At 43.2% G+C, this 14,673-nt stretch carries 16 protein-coding genes; 2 read left to right on the top strand and 14 right to left on the bottom strand.

The features are described from left to right. Positions 1-3: 3 nt before the first annotated feature. Complete coding sequence (locus A3I5_RS0103225) at positions 4-2,379, bottom strand: DNA translocase FtsK (RefSeq protein WP_018373191.1); 2,376 nt, start codon at positions 2,377-2,379, stop codon at positions 4-6. An 11-nt stretch (positions 2,380-2,390) separates the two neighbouring features. Next, positions 2,391-2,852: a hypothetical protein gene (locus A3I5_RS0103220; RefSeq protein ID WP_408640775.1), complete on the bottom strand. Its 462-nt coding sequence runs from the start codon at positions 2,850-2,852 to the stop codon at positions 2,391-2,393. Between the two features lie 561 nt (positions 2,853-3,413). Between A3I5_RS0103220 and A3I5_RS0103210 the strand changes: the two genes are divergently transcribed. Next, positions 3,414-4,205, top strand: a complete 792-nt coding sequence (locus tag A3I5_RS0103210) for a peptidylprolyl isomerase (RefSeq protein ID WP_018373188.1) — start codon at positions 3,414-3,416, stop codon at positions 4,203-4,205. A gap of 102 nt (positions 4,206-4,307) precedes the next feature. Here the strand turns inward: A3I5_RS0103210 and A3I5_RS0103205 are convergent, their stop codons facing one another. Then, the gene (locus tag A3I5_RS0103205) at positions 4,308-5,657 is read right to left on the bottom strand and encodes a glucose-6-phosphate isomerase (RefSeq protein WP_018373187.1); all 1,350 of its coding nucleotides are present in this window, start codon (positions 5,655-5,657) and stop codon (positions 4,308-4,310) included. Between the two features lie 191 nt (positions 5,658-5,848). On the opposite strand from A3I5_RS0103205, the gene A3I5_RS0103200 reads away from it, so the two are divergent. Next, on the top strand, positions 5,849-6,496 hold the full coding sequence (locus A3I5_RS0103200) for an HAD family hydrolase (protein ID WP_018373186.1): 648 nt from the start codon (positions 5,849-5,851) through the stop codon (positions 6,494-6,496). Positions 6,497-6,699: 203 nt separating this feature from the next. Here the strand turns inward: A3I5_RS0103200 and A3I5_RS0103195 are convergent, their stop codons facing one another. The 11 genes from A3I5_RS0103195 to A3I5_RS11540 form a co-directional block, all read right to left on the bottom strand. Further along, positions 6,700-7,392: a 5'-methylthioadenosine/adenosylhomocysteine nucleosidase gene (locus tag A3I5_RS0103195; protein ID WP_018373185.1), complete on the bottom strand. Its 693-nt coding sequence runs from the start codon at positions 7,390-7,392 to the stop codon at positions 6,700-6,702. 8 nt (positions 7,393-7,400) lie between these two features. Next, positions 7,401-7,706, bottom strand: a complete 306-nt coding sequence (macP, locus tag A3I5_RS0103190; RefSeq protein ID WP_018373184.1) for a cell wall synthase accessory phosphoprotein MacP — start codon at positions 7,704-7,706, stop codon at positions 7,401-7,403. After that, complete coding sequence (locus tag A3I5_RS0103185) at positions 7,699-8,259, bottom strand: NUDIX hydrolase (protein ID WP_018373183.1); 561 nt, start codon at positions 8,257-8,259, stop codon at positions 7,699-7,701. The genes macP and A3I5_RS0103185 overlap by 8 nt, the downstream gene beginning before the upstream one ends. 3 nt (positions 8,260-8,262) lie before the next feature. Next, entirely contained in the window at positions 8,263-9,645 is a 1,383-nt protein-coding gene (gene glmU, locus A3I5_RS0103180) for a bifunctional UDP-N-acetylglucosamine diphosphorylase/glucosamine-1-phosphate N-acetyltransferase GlmU (protein ID WP_018373182.1), read from the bottom strand. Between the two features lie 283 nt (positions 9,646-9,928). Beyond that, positions 9,929-10,369 carry an ASCH domain-containing protein gene (locus tag A3I5_RS0103175; RefSeq protein ID WP_018373181.1) on the bottom strand — a complete coding sequence of 147 codons (441 nt, stop codon included), beginning with the start codon at positions 10,367-10,369 and terminating at the stop codon, positions 9,929-9,931. Position 10,370: 1 nt separating this feature from the next. Further along, positions 10,371-10,613 (bottom strand): DUF3977 family protein, encoded by a 243-nt coding sequence (locus A3I5_RS0103170; RefSeq protein WP_026216900.1) that lies wholly within the window; start codon positions 10,611-10,613, stop codon positions 10,371-10,373. Positions 10,614-10,628: 15 nt separating this feature from the next. Beyond that, positions 10,629-11,282 carry an SAP domain-containing protein gene (locus A3I5_RS0103165; protein WP_018373179.1) on the bottom strand — a complete coding sequence of 218 codons (654 nt, stop codon included), beginning with the start codon at positions 11,280-11,282 and terminating at the stop codon, positions 10,629-10,631. Positions 11,283-11,293: 11 nt separating this feature from the next. Next, complete coding sequence (locus tag A3I5_RS0103160) at positions 11,294-11,992, bottom strand: 3-oxoacyl-ACP reductase (protein WP_018373178.1); 699 nt, start codon at positions 11,990-11,992, stop codon at positions 11,294-11,296. Next, on the bottom strand, positions 11,985-12,221 hold the full coding sequence (locus A3I5_RS0103155; RefSeq protein ID WP_018373177.1) for a DUF2829 domain-containing protein: 237 nt from the start codon (positions 12,219-12,221) through the stop codon (positions 11,985-11,987). Before A3I5_RS0103155 ends, A3I5_RS0103160 begins: the two co-directional genes overlap by 8 nt. A gap of 221 nt (positions 12,222-12,442) precedes the next feature. Continuing rightward, complete coding sequence (locus tag A3I5_RS0103150) at positions 12,443-13,111, bottom strand: Fic family protein (protein ID WP_018373176.1); 669 nt, start codon at positions 13,109-13,111, stop codon at positions 12,443-12,445. 872 nt (positions 13,112-13,983) lie between these two features. Further along, positions 13,984-14,658: a rhamnogalacturonan acetylesterase gene (locus A3I5_RS11540; RefSeq protein ID WP_018373175.1), complete on the bottom strand. Its 675-nt coding sequence runs from the start codon at positions 14,656-14,658 to the stop codon at positions 13,984-13,986. Positions 14,659-14,673: the final 15 nt, after the last annotated feature.

The following is a 14,673-nucleotide window of genomic DNA, read 5'->3' as shown; positions in this document are numbered from 1 at the left end:
TTCCTATCCTTGTTGCAAAACTTTTCTCGGCTTGGTTCCTTCGGCTGGGCCGATGACACCTGCTGCTTCTAATTCTTCCATAAGGCGGGTCGCTCGGTTAAAACCGACAGATAAACGGCGCTGGATCATAGAGGCGCTAGCCTTCTGCGTCTCCAGAACAAGTGCTTTGGCTTCTTCAAAGAGTGGATCACCTTCGCCATTGCCAGCACCTGAATCAGACTCATTTTCAGAGACGTCACCTGGGTCAAATGCATCATCATAGTCTGCGTCAGCCTGAGATTTAATGAAATTGACAATGTCTTCCACTTCCTGATCGGAAATAAAGGATCCCTGAAGCCTGCTAGAATGGTTCTCATCGATAGGCTTGAAGAGCATGTCTCCTCGGCCCAACAATTTTTCAGCACCATTTTCATCCAGAATCGTCCGAGAATCTGTCCCGCTAGACACTGCAAAAGCGATTCGGCTGGGAACATTGGCTTTGATGAGGCCACTGATAACATTGACCGACGGACGCTGGGTGGCAAGAATCATATGAATCCCTGCTGCACGCGCCTTCTGCCCAATACGGATAATTGAGTCCTCCACTTCCTTGCTGGCGACCATCATCAGATCGGCCAACTCATCAACGATAACAACGATAAGTGGAAGTGGTATATGTTTTTCCTGAGACTGGCGGTTCCACTCCTCCACCTTAGCATTATAGCCCGCAATATTGCGGACACCGAATCGGCTGAAGAGCTCGTAGCGGTTCTCCATTTCGTCTACTACCTTCTGCAGGGCTCGGCTAGCCTTGCGAGGATTAGTGACGACAGGAATGAGAAGATGGGGAATGTCATTGTAAACAGAGAGCTCAACCATTTTGGGATCAACCATCATGAACTTGACTTGATCTGGGCGAGCTTTCATCAGAATGGAGGCAATGATCCCATTGACCGCGACAGACTTACCTGAACCAGTCGACCCAGCTACCAAAAGATGGGGCATGCGGGCTAGGTTGAATGTCTTAACACTGCCGTTAACAGCCTTGCCGAGTGGGATCTCAAGAAGATTATCAGGATCAGTCTGAGCCTGCTCCCAGAGCTCTCTAAAGCCCACCGTCGCAATCTCCGAGTTTGGTACCTCAATTCCAATCAAAGACTTGCCTGGGATGGGCGCTTCAATGCGGACATCCTTAGCCGCTAAAGCTAAGGCTAAGTCATCAGAGAGGTTGGCGATACGGTTGACCCGCACACCAGTTGCTGGCTTAACTTCATACTTGGTCACCGATGGTCCAATTTCAGCCCGCTCAACAGTAGCCTTGATCCCAAAGCTTTCAAAGGCTTCCTCAAGTTTGCGAATATTGTCTCGGACGATCTTTTTCTCACCTAGCTGATTTTTAGGCTTGACAGGAGGCAAGAGGTCCACCGTTGGCAACTTGTAGAGAAGTTGCGCCTTTGGAGTGAAATCAACATGAACATCTTCACCATCGTCTGTCTCATCTACAAAGTCGTCCTGCGGAGCGAGAGCAGGATCTGTTTCTTGATCAAAACCTACTGGAGCATCTAAGTCGTCGTAGTCATCATAGACCGCTTGGTTGAGCGAAATCTCTGGTTGATGGTTCGATTTTTCGTAGGCCTCAAAGCCTGGCGGCAAGATTTCCCCCGTTTCTAAATCCACCTGACGTGAAAATTGTTCTTCTGCTTGGATTAAATCGTCTTCTGATGGTTCGGTTTCGTCTAACAATTGCGCAGCTTCTGCCTCTCTGGCCAATGCTCTCTCCTCACGGATAATCGCTCTCTCACTTGACCATGCTCTGTAGCTTTGCCATTTTTCCAAAAGAAACTGACCGACATCATAAAGGCTCCACGGACTCATGACCAAAAGTCCTCCTAAGGTCATGAGAAGTGCAAAGATATAAGCACCGATGTTGGCAAAAAGCGTGGCAATGAGCTTGTGAAGAAGCCCCCCCAAGAGTCCTCCCCCTGCAAAATAAGTCACTTTGAACTGGCGCAAATCCTGTAGGAGATGCGCATTCAGGGTTGAAAAGGGATTGCCGTTAGGGGTTTGGCTGACAAAATAGGCCTGAAAACCAAGCGCTAAACCTACAAAAAAGAGCAGAAAGCCCCAAAACATATGACGATTCTGTCGCAGCCATTTAAAGCCAAAGAGATAGAAAATTGTCGCACCAATAGCAAGGTAAGCAAGGCTTCCGACTAGCAAACGGATCAGATTATAGAGCGTCACCCCCACGGTACCAAGGCGTGTAGCTGCAAAGAGGAGGAGCAAGGTCAGAATCAAACTAAAAATCATGCGATTCATCGCTGCCTGTCTGGCCTGTTCAGCCTTGGTCGGCCGTCTGGTTGTCTTTCCTTTTGCTGTTTTTTTCTTTTGTTGTGCCATTTTCTTTTTCCTTAAAATTTCTTCTGCGGGTGGCGGTCAATAACAGCTTGATTAGCGGCTAAGGCCTTCTCCCCCTTATCTGTCAGAGCATAGCCCCGAACCTCAAAGAAGGTTGTCAATTCAGCCTCAGTCAGCTGTTCTTTCAAAATCTGGTCTAACTGATCGCTCTTGAGTTTGGAAAGCCCAGTCACTCCCTTGCTTTTTAAAATAGCCTTCTTAACTGTAGCTGTGATATGATCCAAAGACTCAAAGGCTGACTCGACTCTAACAAACCCTTTTTCCACCAAGATGTCTAAATGCTTTTGGCCTTCAATGCCATAAGTAAATTCCAAATATTTGGGCATGACGGAATCCGTAGTAAAAGTCCCAAAAGCAATCCGCCAAAGGAGAATGATGTCTCCTGCTAGAAGACCATCGTTCAATGATTCCATATTTCGTCGCGGAACAGGTTTAAATCCCAACTCCTCAGCCATCAAATTTCGATCTGGCGAGATATAAGGAGGATTAGGGTAACCCGCATAGAGATTTTTAATTTTTTCAGACACGACTTCTCTTTCCTACAAGATGGTTTATTCCTTATTATATCACAGTTCCATCATCTGGGCCAACTTGCTGAAGCAATCTAGAGCCTAGGGCAACTCCAGCCAGCCAAAAAGAATGTCTTCGCTTTATTATTTTCAAGCTCAAGTAGACTTTTTCTTCTCCAAACCAATGCGTTATGCGGCTTTTACAGAAGAAAGTAACAATCTTGGACTTCTTCCAGTCCAATCTCTTTTTACTATGTATCTTTTCAATGCTTTCGTATTTGATACAAGCTTATTCGAATTTTTGGACCACAACTATTAGAAAACGAATTACAAAATCGTCCCTTTTTAATGTTTCAAATTGCGACTGCTTTCAGTGACATTTTACAAACAGGTGACTTTTTTGAAAACAAAGCTTTCTTTATGTGTACGATCTAGCAGTCTGGCACTTGGTTTCAAACCCAGTTTGTGATAAAATAAGGGCAATACCCTAACCCGAAAGGATTTTTTATGAAAAAAATAATCACTCTGGCTCTGGCGACAACCCTCTTTTTAGGTGCTTGTGGCAACTCCGAGACAGACACCAAAAAGAACACTAGCTCAGAGACGACACAATCAAGCAGTTCAGACGCTAACGCTGAATTAGCTGCTCAATATAAAAAAGCAATGGCATCTGACGCCTCAGCTTTTCCACAATTATCTGAGACGGTTGCCGATAATGAAGCTCAGGTCATTCTCCACACCAGCTCTGGTGATATCAGCATTAAGCTCTTCCCTGAGTACGCTCCGCTTGCTGTTGAAAACTTCCTGACTCATGCCAAAGAAGGCTACTATAATAGAGTGATTTTCCACCGTGTCATTAACAACTTTATGATCCAAGGCGGCGACCCTCTGGGCAATGGTACAGGTGGTGAGTCTATCTGGGCTGGTAAGGAAGACGATATTGACAACGGCAAGGGCTTTGCCAATGAAATCACACCTTTTCTCTACAACCTCCGCGGGGCTCTTTCCATGGCCAACGCTGGGCCTAATACCAACGGGAGCCAATTTTTCATTAACCAAAACAAGCAAGACTTCAGTAGCCGTCTCAACTCTGACACTTTTCCAGCGCCAATCATAGAAGCTTACAAAAAAGGTGGGAACCCTAGCTTAGACGCTGGTTATACCGTCTTCGGACAAGTCATTTCAGGTATGGATGTTGTCGATAGCATCGCTGCTACCGAGACCGATAGCAACGATAAACCAACAACAGACATCACCATCAATAGCGTTGAGATTGTTAAAGATTATCATTTTAAATAAATACCCAAAAGCAGTTACTCAGCAGGGTAGCTGTTTTTAATAACCCAGAGGACGAAAAATCGCTAACCTAACGGCAAGCGATTTTTATACTTTATGGATAAATTACAAGCGAGCATTCAACTCAGCTGACAAGTCTTCAAAGCCTGGTTTACCAAGAAGGGCAAACATATTTTTCTTGTAGGCTTCAACACCTGGCTGGTCAAATGGGTTGATAGCATTGAGGTAACCTGAGATAGCAATCGCAAGCTCGAAGAAGTAAATCGCATAACCGAGTGAAAACTCGTCTTGCTCTGGTAAGGTCAAGTGCAAGTTTGGCACGTCACCGTCTGTGTGGGCCAAAAGCACACCGTCTGTGGCTTTTTTATTAACAAAATCCACATCCTTACCTTGGATATAACCAAGACCGTCCAAGTCTTCTGCAAATTCAGGGATAATCACGTTCTTACGCGGCTTGTTCACACGGACAACTGTCTCAAAGATGTTACGATTGCCCTCTTGGATAAATTGACCAAGCGAGTGTAAGTCTGTTGAAAAGTTAGCAGATGATGGGTAAATGCCTTTTTGGTCTTTCCCTTCGGATTCACCAGCCAACTGCTTCCACCATTCGCTGAAATATTGAAGTGATGGTTCGTAGTTAACTAAGATTTCAGTCACATAGCCTTTGCGGTAAAGGATATTACGGACTGCTGCGTATTGGTAGGCTTCATTTTCAGCAATTTTATCTGAGGTGTAGGCCTGACGAGCAGCGTTTGCACCGTTCATTAGAGCTTGTATATCTGCACCAGATACTGCGATTGGCAGGAGTCCTACGGCCGTCAAGACAGAGAAACGACCACCGACATTATCCGGAACAACAAACGTTTCCCAGTTATTAGCATCTGCTTCGACCTTGACCGCACCTTTTTCACGGTCTGTTGTAGCATAAATACGCTTGTTAGCTCCTTCTTGACCGTATTTTTTGACCAAAAGCTCTTTAAAAATACGAAAGGCAATAGCTGGCTCTGTTGTCGTACCTGATTTTGAAATCACGTTGACTGAAAAATCTTTGTCTTGAACGTACTCTACAAGGTCTGCCAAGTAAGTTGATGAAATCGAGTTCCCAGCGTAAAGGATTTGCGGTGCTTTGCGCTCTTCTTTAGTTTGCAGGTTCGCAAAATGATGGTTCAAAAAGTCAATAACAGCACGCGCACCAAGGTAAGAACCACCGATACCAATCACAACCAGCACATCGCTATCCGATTTGATTTGCTCAGCCGCTGTCAAAATACGAGCAAATTCTTCCTTGTCATAATTTTCAGGAAGGTCTAGCCAACCAAGGAAATCACTTCCTGGACCAGTTCCTTCACGCAAAAGCTTATCTGCTGCTGTCACTTGAGACTGCATGTAGTCCACTTCATGTGCACCAACAAATTTATCAAGAACATTACTATAATTAAATGTGATATGTGTCATTTTTTCCTCCATAAGGATTATTCGCTTATATCATACCGCTTTATCTCTTATTTTTCAATCATTTTCTTTTTATTTGTTAAAAATTCCCAAGAATTGTGAAAATATTTTCTGAAAGACCCGTCAATTCTTTAAAAAGTTGTGATTTTAGGACATTCCCTTTATAATGGAGGGAGGACAAAGGAGGACTAACCATGCCTAAAGCGATTATTTTTGATATGGATGGGGTTATTGTGGATTCGGAATACATCTTCCTCTCTACAAAGACCCAGCTTTTACTAGACAGAGGAATTGACACTGATGAGACTTATCAATACCAGTTTATGGGAACGACTTTCCAGTATATGTGGGAGGTGATGAAAGCAGAAAACCAGCTATCAGAAAGCGTCGAGGAATTGATCGCGGAGATGAACTCACGCCGTGAGGCCATGATTGCTGCAGATGGTGTTCGACCAATTAAGGGAGTGCAACCCCTCATCAAAAAACTCCACAGCCGTGGTTTGCCACTGGCGGTGGCTTCTTCTTCACCCAAGCACGAAGTCGAGCGAAATCTTGATGAGCTGGAACTGGCAGCTTACTTTGATTTTCTAGTCAGTGGCGAGGAGGTTGAACACTCCAAGCCTGAGCCTGATGTTTTCTTGCGAGCAGCTGAGTTACTCCAAGTCAAGCCGCAGGATTGTCTGGTCTTTGAAGATACTAAAAACGGCAGTCTCGCCGCCAAAGCAGCTGGCATGACCTGCATCGGCTTTGCCAATCCTGACTATCCTGCTCAAGACTTGAGTGCCTGTGATGTTGTAGTCAGCGACTACAGAGAATTGGATGACTTTCTGGCTACACTCTGACTTTTTCCACACAACAGTTAAGCCCCTAGTTTTGCAACCAAGGGCTTTTTTGTTATCGTTTTTTATGGTCAATTCAATCAAGTATAGACAATTTTATTTTAACATAGTAGCTCAAGCAATACTTCACTTTTGAGAGCTATTATCTTGTACATTTTTATTTTGGCTTTATTCAAAAAAATGAAACTACTAATTCCATAGACTATCTATACCAACGTTTCTAAAAATCGGATGAGAACCTGAGCTGAGCGTTTCCCAGCTTCGATGATAAATTGATCAAAACTGACATTGGCATCATGGCTAGCCGTATCACTCATCGCGCGGATAACCAAGAAGGGCTTGCCAGCACTATGAGCTGCTTGAGCGATAGCTGCACCTTCCATCTCAACGGCTAAAATATCTGGAAAATGCGCTTTAATCTGGTCAATCTTGTCCTGCCCTGCGATAAAACAATCACCTGTCGCAATGAGACCAACGGCTGTATTAAGGCCAAAGGTGTTTAAAACTTTCTTGATTTCAGCAATGAAATAACTGCTGGATTCAAAGTAAAGAGGCTGGGCGGCCATTTGCCCGTAAGCGTAGCCAAAGGCTGTCAAGTCTACATCATGGTAAACCAATCGCTCCGCCACAACGACATCTCCGACCTGAAGCCCTTCTGCCACAGCTCCTGCAGATCCTGTATTGATGACAGCATCTACTTGATAATAGTCTGCTAAGATGGCCACACTCATGGCTGACATGACCTTGCCAATACCACTTTCGACCAAGACGACTTCATGACGACCGATATAGCCACTGTGGTAGGTCTTGCCCAAGTGCAACTGTTTTTGCCCGTCCTGTAAAACCTCCAGAAGAGCTTTTAACTCCTCAGGCATGGCTGCAATAATTCCAAATTTCATAACAACTCCTATAGATAAAAAATGGCAAACACCAAGGCCGTTCCTAGCAAGATTAGGACCAGTAAAATCAAGTTGAGTTTGCTTTGAAAAAGGCTGCGCTTCTCATTTTCAATGCGGCGTGATTTGATAACGCTTGGCTCAACGTGAATCGGCATGGTCTCATCCACATTTTGCTGCTCTTGGCGCAGGCGTTCTAGGTCTCTGCGGTCAAAATGAATTTCCTTAGTCTCTTGATCATCAGCAGACCAGTCAGCATAGTCTTCTCCACGACCAGCACGGCGAATGATGTCATCTGTCAACAACGGCTTACCCATAACTGCCTCCTAGCATCAGCTCCCAGTGCTGGATCGCCATGATGGTCTTAGCATCACAAATCTCACCACTAACGATCGCCTCCTTAGCTTCCGCCAAGGTCATCTCAAAAAGTTCGATGGTCTCATCGGCATCCTTTTCCCGTGGATTTTCAACCTTAGTTAACTCTTGAGCTAGATAAAGGCGGATACGTTCATTACAAAAACCAATCGCTGAGTAGAAATCATAAAGCTGCTCCATCTTACCTGCTGTATAGCCTGTTTCTTCCTCTAATTCACGTAGAGCCGCAGCTTTTTCATTACCAGCTTCACCGACTTCTAGCTTGCCTGCTGGGATTTCCAGACTGACCTGCTCGATAGCCTTGCGGTACTGCTTGACCAAAATAATCTTGTTCTCTGCTGTGATGGCTAAAGTCGCCACCGCACCATTGTGGAAGATTAATTCTCGCTTAGCTTGACCGAGACCATTTGGCAATTCGACTTCATCAACTGCAACAGTAAAGATATGCCCCTTGAAAATTTCTTGACGCGACAGCGTTTTTTCTTCAAAATCCATAATCTAACCTCTCTGTGTAGGATGGTGTGGTTTGGTCTTAGCATAGTCTTCTTTGTTGATTTGACGACCGCGCCCTAGGGCAATGGCATCATCTGGAACGTCTTCTGTGATGGTCGAACCTGCTGCTACCAGAGCATTTTTCCCGATTCGAACCGGGGCAACAATAGTCGCGTTAGAGCCGATAAAGGCATTGTCTTCAATGTCAGTGAGGTATTTATTTTGCCCATCATAGTTTACCGTAATCGTACCAGCTCCAAGGTTGACGTTGCTGCCGACTTGGGAATTACCGATATAGGTCAAATGACCAGCTTTCGTATTTTCCCCGATGGTTGATCCTTTGATTTCCACAAAATTGCCAATATGGGCATCGCGCTTAATTAGACTGTCTGGACGAATATGGGCATAAGGCCCCATGGTCACACCGTCTGCCACCTCTGCCTCTTCAATGACAGAAGCTGTAATGACCGTATTCTTGCCGACAATACCATCAACAATATACGTGTTATTCGTAAGAAGTGTTCCCGAACCAATCTTAGTCTGTCCTTTGAGGGTCACATTGGCCTCAATGGCCACGTCTGCTTCAATCTCGACATCAATGTCAATATAAGTTGCAGCAGGATCAATAAAGGTCACGCCATTGACCATATGCTGGGCATTGATACGTTGCCGCATGACTTTTTCTGCTGTGGCCAAGGCCAGACGGTCATTAACACCTAAACTTTCATTGAAATCGCGAAGCTTGTAAGCACCGACTTTCCCACCATCCTGACGAAAAATAGAAATAACATCTGTCAGGTAATACTCACCCTGAGCATTATCTGTGTTAATATTTTTCAGGGCAGTAAAAAGGGCTTGATTATCAAAGAGGTAGGTACCTGTGTTGATCTCCCTGATTTTTTGTTCGTATTCGTTGGCATCTTTTTGCTCAACAATTTTAACCACTTCTTCCTTATCATTACGAATAATACGACCGTAACCGAAAGGATTTTCCGCCTGAGCGGTCAAAATGGTCGCCACATTTTTATGGCTCACATGGTAATCGATCAGCTCCCTGAGACTTTCTCCTGTAATCAAAGGCGTATCGCCTGCAATCACTAATGTCTGTCCCTGAGCATTCAGCAATTCAGGCTCCGCCATCATAACCGCATGACCTGTCCCCAACTGCTCTGTCTGCTCTGCAAAGAGGGTTTTGCCCTCAAGCACCTGCTGAACCAATTCACCCTTATGACCAATGATGGTCACAATCTTTTCAGGCGAAATAGCCTGCACCGCACGGTAAACATGCTCCAACATAGAAATCCCAGCCACCTTGTGAAGAACCTTAGGAAGGTCTGATTTCATCCGTGTGCCTTTGCCAGCAGCTAGAATAATCGCGTAATTTGTCATAATAAATCCCTTTTTAAAGTTAGAATTGGTGGCTAAGCCACCGTCAGTCGTCCTCATTATACCATTTTAAAAAAGATTTGTCGTCTGATGAATAAACGAAAAGAAGTGAGACCCAAGCGTGATTTGAAGAAATCACTTGTCCTCACTTTCTTTATTTCTAAGTTCGAGCTAAAAGTCTGACCAAACACCAGAAAACAAACAGCGTTTGATTATCGCAAAGCACAAATCAAGCTTTTGTCCGTTTTTCCAAAAGACAGTTGGCTGCAAAGGTCGAAACCTTTAATTAACAAGGGTAGACCAGTCGGAATTCTTCCAAAACAACTTTGGAATCTTCTGTAAAAGTGATACCCGCTTCTGCCAGCCACTGGGTGAAAAGGTCTTCATGTACTTGGCGCCAATAAGCCAGACTGCGATCCCCTTCTCCCTCTTTGTAAGCGTGGTCGGCTGAAACTTGACTAAAGGGAACAACCGAAATTTTTGTCGTTTCAATAATGCAGACAGCCTGACCTTGACTGTCCAAGACAACGTCATAGCTACCAGCTTCTGGAATTGGCTCTTGTTCAATACTATATAAATCATAGGCTGACGCCGTTGCAGTCTTGGTCCCTTCTAAGACCAGCTGGGCTAGCTCATCTGGCAAAACACCAAAGGCCCAAGCGTCAAACTCATCACCGATTGTGGGATTAAGTTGTTTGTATTCATTCCATAGTTCGTGTGGCGTCATTTCATACCTCCGAGGTTATGCCAAATATAAATTTTAGTGCTCTGCGATCTTTCCGCTGTTTCTTAAAACCTTCCTTTGAATCAAAAATACAGACCCGGTGACCAAGCCAGACACGCAGATAAATTGACTTGGGACTGACCTTCCCAACAATGCCTTTGACTTCATACTCCATCCCATCGTCCTGTTCGAACTCAGTACGCAGCAACCAAGTATTACCAAAACCAAATTCGATGTACTTTTTCATTTCAAACTGCAACTTTCAATTTCTTTTTCCAGCAACTGACGATTTTAGAAAAGGTGTGATTTTTTCTGCGTATTCTTCTAAAAGGTCTGAATGGTAGATTTTTTCTCGTCTCGACTGTCGAACATGCTGCCACAAAATAGAGGCAACCTTTATAGGCGAATGATACTGTTTGCTCAAGGGATCTTGGTTAAACTCTTTCACAAATTGATTCCATTGATAGGTCTTTTCTTCCTTGTTAGCAATCGGAGATAGTTGAGGATTTTCCAAAATAGCCACCAAGTCAGCAACTGTCGCTGAGTGATCTTGACCTACCTCAACTTCTCTCAGTTTGATAGCCATTGCTTTCTTAAACGAAAATTTATCCAAACCAAGATAAGATTGGAAAAAGACTCGCGCTTCATTATTGAGTGAAAATCCTGAGTCTAACAATTTAGTATCCAAAGTGATTTCGTCTGCTGTCAAAGACTTTTTCAAACGATGATTTTTTCTGACAGGAACAATATCAGAAGCTGCTTTGCCAGATAAATAATCTAAAATATAGGCTGTCAATTCAGCTTTAGTGCCATAGGTTGGTAACTGCTGCTGACGACAGATAGCCTCTAAATCAGCCTTATACCAATACTGTTCTTTAAATTCAGCTGGTGTCATTTCTTTTGAAAATTCTACCATAAATCAGCCCCCTATTTCAAACTCCATCCGCCATCCATCTTGACAATTTCCCCCTGCATGGACTGGGCCTTGCCTGAAGCGAGAAATAAGGTCAACTCTGCGATTTCTTCAGGTTGAATCCAGCGATTGATCGGTGTTTCTGAAGCTACCCAGTCAGCCAATCCTCCTGGTTCAAAGTCCGCTTTGGTCATGCTCGTCTGGACCGCTCCTGGTGCGATGCCAAAGACTTGAATGCCAACTTTGGCATAGTCCAGTGCCAGCTGCTTGGTTAGACCTGCTAGGGCATGCTTGGAAGCTGTGTAGGCAGCTCCGCCACCGCCAGACAGAAATGACGCGATAGAGCACATATTGATGATAATACCAGCTTTTTTTGCCACCATTTTTGACAAATAATGACGGGTGATGCGGACAGTCGCTAGAAAGTTGGTCTCAAAAACTTGGTCAAAGATACGCTCTGAAACCTCCAAAAGCGGCTGGTAATCATCTAAAATACCTGCTGTATTGCAAAGGATATCCACATCTGGCAACCAGTCATAAAGCCGGCTTAACTCACCCGTCACATCCAGCTGGAGAAAGTGAAAATTTCCCATCAAATCGGGCTTTTCTGCCAGATCAATACCGTAGACTGCGCAGCCATTTTCCAAAAAAAGCCTCGCCTGAGCCAGACCGATGCCAGAGGAGACCCCAGTAATCAGAACTGTTTTAGTCATGGACTTCCACCCAGTCTTCGGCAAGGACATCGCAAGGGGTTGGACTCCACATGGAAAAGCCCTCGCCCTCACCTGTCACATTGATGAGGAAATAGGGTGTCGCTTCTAACTTTTGCCCGTCAACCTCAATCGTGTCAAAGAGTTGAACATAATTTTCTGCCCCACCCCAGCCTGTACGCACGTATTTTTTCTTGGCTTTAAGGCCCGGTAAAATCTCTTCAAATGTCATGGTGTGCTCCTTTTTCGTCTATAAACGTTGATGTAATAAACTTTTCAATCAACCGATGAGTTCTAGAATGTAAATTCGTTCACTTTTTTGTGGACTTACAAGCTGTTCATGTGAAATTCGATAAAATCTAATATCCAAAAAGCCGAACTATAAGGAATTTTAATAGCTAAAAAGTGATAGGGTTAAACTGGTAAAATCTTAGTAAGTGCAGATTTGAAGCTTTAAAATTGTTTCAGTCTATCTTGCTCATAATCCAGCGACTGTTTGAGTAGTTCAGCCAGTTCGTCTATATTTTGGTTGGCCAGCAATTCCATATACTTGGCTCGGTCGTCTTTGCTTATGATGACGGGTGCGTCTAAGTATCGCATAGCTAGGTACATCAGAACAAGACGTCCAGTGCGACCATTTCCGTCTGAAAATGGGTGAATGCGTTCGAGTTGGATATGAGTATCTGCTAGCACTTCGAGCAATTCCTGGGTAGTTCTGCCACGTTCTAATCGATAGCTGGTATTATCCGCCCACTGGCTCATCAGATAAGGTGTTTCTGAGGGTGTCGCTGTCTTGAACTCTGCTCCGATAATGGCATTCTGAGCTGTTTTAAAGCATCCTCGATCATGCTGCAATCTATCAGTCAAGAGAGCATGAAACTCTTGTACCAAGCCAATCGTAAGCGGTGGTTGGGTGTTCAACTGCTCCAAGAGAAAAGAGAAAGCTTGCTTATGATTTTCAATCTCGTAGAACTCTCTAATACTCTTGTGATTGCCCGGTAGGCTGTTTTCAATAATGATACTGACAGTCTCAGGAAGTGAGATAGTATTCCCCTCAATGCCACTGGAGTGATAGGCTATGCGGACGAGAATATCATCTAAGTAGTCTTGTTTGTATATCATGATTTTTTCTTTCTTCTTTGTGATAGGCCACGCGTCATACTGTGATCTGCTAACGTTTCGTGAGACATAGAAAACCTGTATTTCAAAAATGGTAAAATTTAGAAGCAGATGGCGCACAATATAACTATTCAGTTACACCAAGCATCTTTTTGAATCTCTTCATCATTTATTTTGTAATCGCTAATTCCCTCACCAAGCTTTCAATTCAACGATTTTTTAAATTGATATTCTTCTTTACTAACCTCTCCGTACTAATAACCACTCAGAATAATTAAAATTCCTCCTAGCAGTATATCTCTAAATCAAAATGACAGCTTAATGTTATCCATTAGGTGCCGATAAAATCTAAACACTTATCTCTACTTTTGAAGCTAAACAAATTTGATTCAATATTATGCAGCCTCTCTTTGTACTAGTATTGTTAACTATTTTTACTAAAGTCGCTGGAGTTCTTCAGTTTTTATGGACAAACAATGGCAGTTTTTCTTTTAATTGCAAGATATTTGCTAACTTATTCCTAATCATGCGTTAGCTCTTTGATTACATTTTACTATTATCTCTTAGAATGTACAACAAAAATTATTGTCAAAAAGAATACTTTCTGTTGATAGTATTGAGATTAGATCAGCAACTATCAAAAAAACTACTCAACTATAAAGCTCCAAAGATGTTTTTAGGGGATAGATAACTTTTAGGCTTGAGATTTGAGAAAAACGAGCAATTCCATAGTTGAAAGTGCTCGTTTTCGATTACTTTAATAATATTAGACTTGTTCGGAAACACCTAAAAAATTACTCCCCCTCACATAAATTATCATTCTAAGTTTTCAAATTGTCACTGCAATCAACTATTTTAAACTTAGTAGCTCAACTTCACTCGATATTTTCAATAAAATCTGGATGTTTTTCTCCCAATTTTATAGCAATCTGCTCTGCGATTTTCCAAGCTCCAATTGGTGAGAGGTGTGTGTCGTCTACTATGCCTTCTGGATAATTTTCATGTTGTTTTGGGAGAAGGTGCATAAAGAGAGTCTTACTCGTCTCTGGACCATAAGACTTTAAAAGTTTTTGACTCAAATCATAAACATCTATCAACTCAACTTGTTGATCTTCAGCTACTTCTCGCATAGCAGTAGGATAATCCCAAACAGTATCTGAAAGTAGTTGCCCATCTCTAAACAGACGTCTAGTAACTGGTGTTAGTAGTATTGGAACTGCACACTTTTGCCTTACTTCTCTAATATATGTCATCAAATTTTTTTGATAAGCTCCAAAAGCTGGCGCATAACGATGAGAGTCATCTTTTTTGCCATCGTTATGCCCAAATTGGATGAGAACAATGTCACCTTTTTTCAACTCTTTTAAAATAACATTCCAACGGCCTTCCTCTCGAAAACTTTTGGTACTTCTAGCATTAAAAGCATAATTACACAACTTTACATCCTTAGCTAGAAAGAATCGTAACGCTTCTCCCCAACCAGTTTCGGGGTAAAACTGTGACTCTTTTACCGAGGCCGTTGAATCCCCTGCAATAAAAAGATATTTCATTAATATTACCTCTTT

Origin of the sequence: Streptococcus merionis DSM 19192 (assembly GCF_000380085.1) — a bacterium.
In the GTDB taxonomy this organism is placed as follows: Bacteria; Bacillota; Bacilli; order Lactobacillales; family Streptococcaceae; genus Streptococcus; species Streptococcus merionis.
The sequence above is the reverse complement of the archived record's forward strand: the minus strand, read 5'-3'. Positions and strand labels throughout refer to the sequence as shown.

What these genes read in the sequence shown, in the direction of transcription:
- A3I5_RS0103175 (WP_018373181.1), bottom strand. Translation starts at nt 10,369, where the DNA reads ATGACGCCACACGAACTATGGAATGAATACAAACAACTTAATCCCACA.
- A3I5_RS0103155 (WP_018373177.1), bottom strand. Translation starts at nt 12,221, where the DNA reads ATGACATTTGAAGAGATTTTACCGGGCCTTAAAGCCAAGAAAAAATAC.
- A3I5_RS0103225 (WP_018373191.1), bottom strand. Translation starts at nt 2,379, where the DNA reads ATGGCACAACAAAAGAAAAAAACAGCAAAAGGAAAGACAACCAGACGG.
- A3I5_RS0103200 (WP_018373186.1), top strand. Translation starts at nt 5,849, where the DNA reads ATGCCTAAAGCGATTATTTTTGATATGGATGGGGTTATTGTGGATTCG.
- A3I5_RS0103195 (WP_018373185.1), bottom strand. Translation starts at nt 7,392, where the DNA reads ATGAAATTTGGAATTATTGCAGCCATGCCTGAGGAGTTAAAAGCTCTT.
- A3I5_RS0103210 (WP_018373188.1), top strand. Translation starts at nt 3,414, where the DNA reads ATGAAAAAAATAATCACTCTGGCTCTGGCGACAACCCTCTTTTTAGGT.
- macP (WP_018373184.1), bottom strand. Translation starts at nt 7,706, where the DNA reads ATGGGTAAGCCGTTGTTGACAGATGACATCATTCGCCGTGCTGGTCGT.
- A3I5_RS0103160 (WP_018373178.1), bottom strand. Translation starts at nt 11,992, where the DNA reads ATGACTAAAACAGTTCTGATTACTGGGGTCTCCTCTGGCATCGGTCTG.
- A3I5_RS0103165 (WP_018373179.1), bottom strand. Translation starts at nt 11,282, where the DNA reads ATGGTAGAATTTTCAAAAGAAATGACACCAGCTGAATTTAAAGAACAG.
- glmU (WP_018373182.1), bottom strand. Translation starts at nt 9,645, where the DNA reads ATGACAAATTACGCGATTATTCTAGCTGCTGGCAAAGGCACACGGATG.
- A3I5_RS0103220 (WP_408640775.1), bottom strand. Translation starts at nt 2,852, where the DNA reads ATGGCTGAGGAGTTGGGATTTAAACCTGTTCCGCGACGAAATATGGAA.
- A3I5_RS11540 (WP_018373175.1), bottom strand. Translation starts at nt 14,658, where the DNA reads ATGAAATATCTTTTTATTGCAGGGGATTCAACGGCCTCGGTAAAAGAG.
- A3I5_RS0103170 (WP_026216900.1), bottom strand. Translation starts at nt 10,613, where the DNA reads ATGAAAAAGTACATCGAATTTGGTTTTGGTAATACTTGGTTGCTGCGT.
- A3I5_RS0103150 (WP_018373176.1), bottom strand. Translation starts at nt 13,111, where the DNA reads ATGATATACAAACAAGACTACTTAGATGATATTCTCGTCCGCATAGCC.
- A3I5_RS0103185 (WP_018373183.1), bottom strand. Translation starts at nt 8,259, where the DNA reads ATGGATTTTGAAGAAAAAACGCTGTCGCGTCAAGAAATTTTCAAGGGG.
- A3I5_RS0103205 (WP_018373187.1), bottom strand. Translation starts at nt 5,657, where the DNA reads ATGACACATATCACATTTAATTATAGTAATGTTCTTGATAAATTTGTT.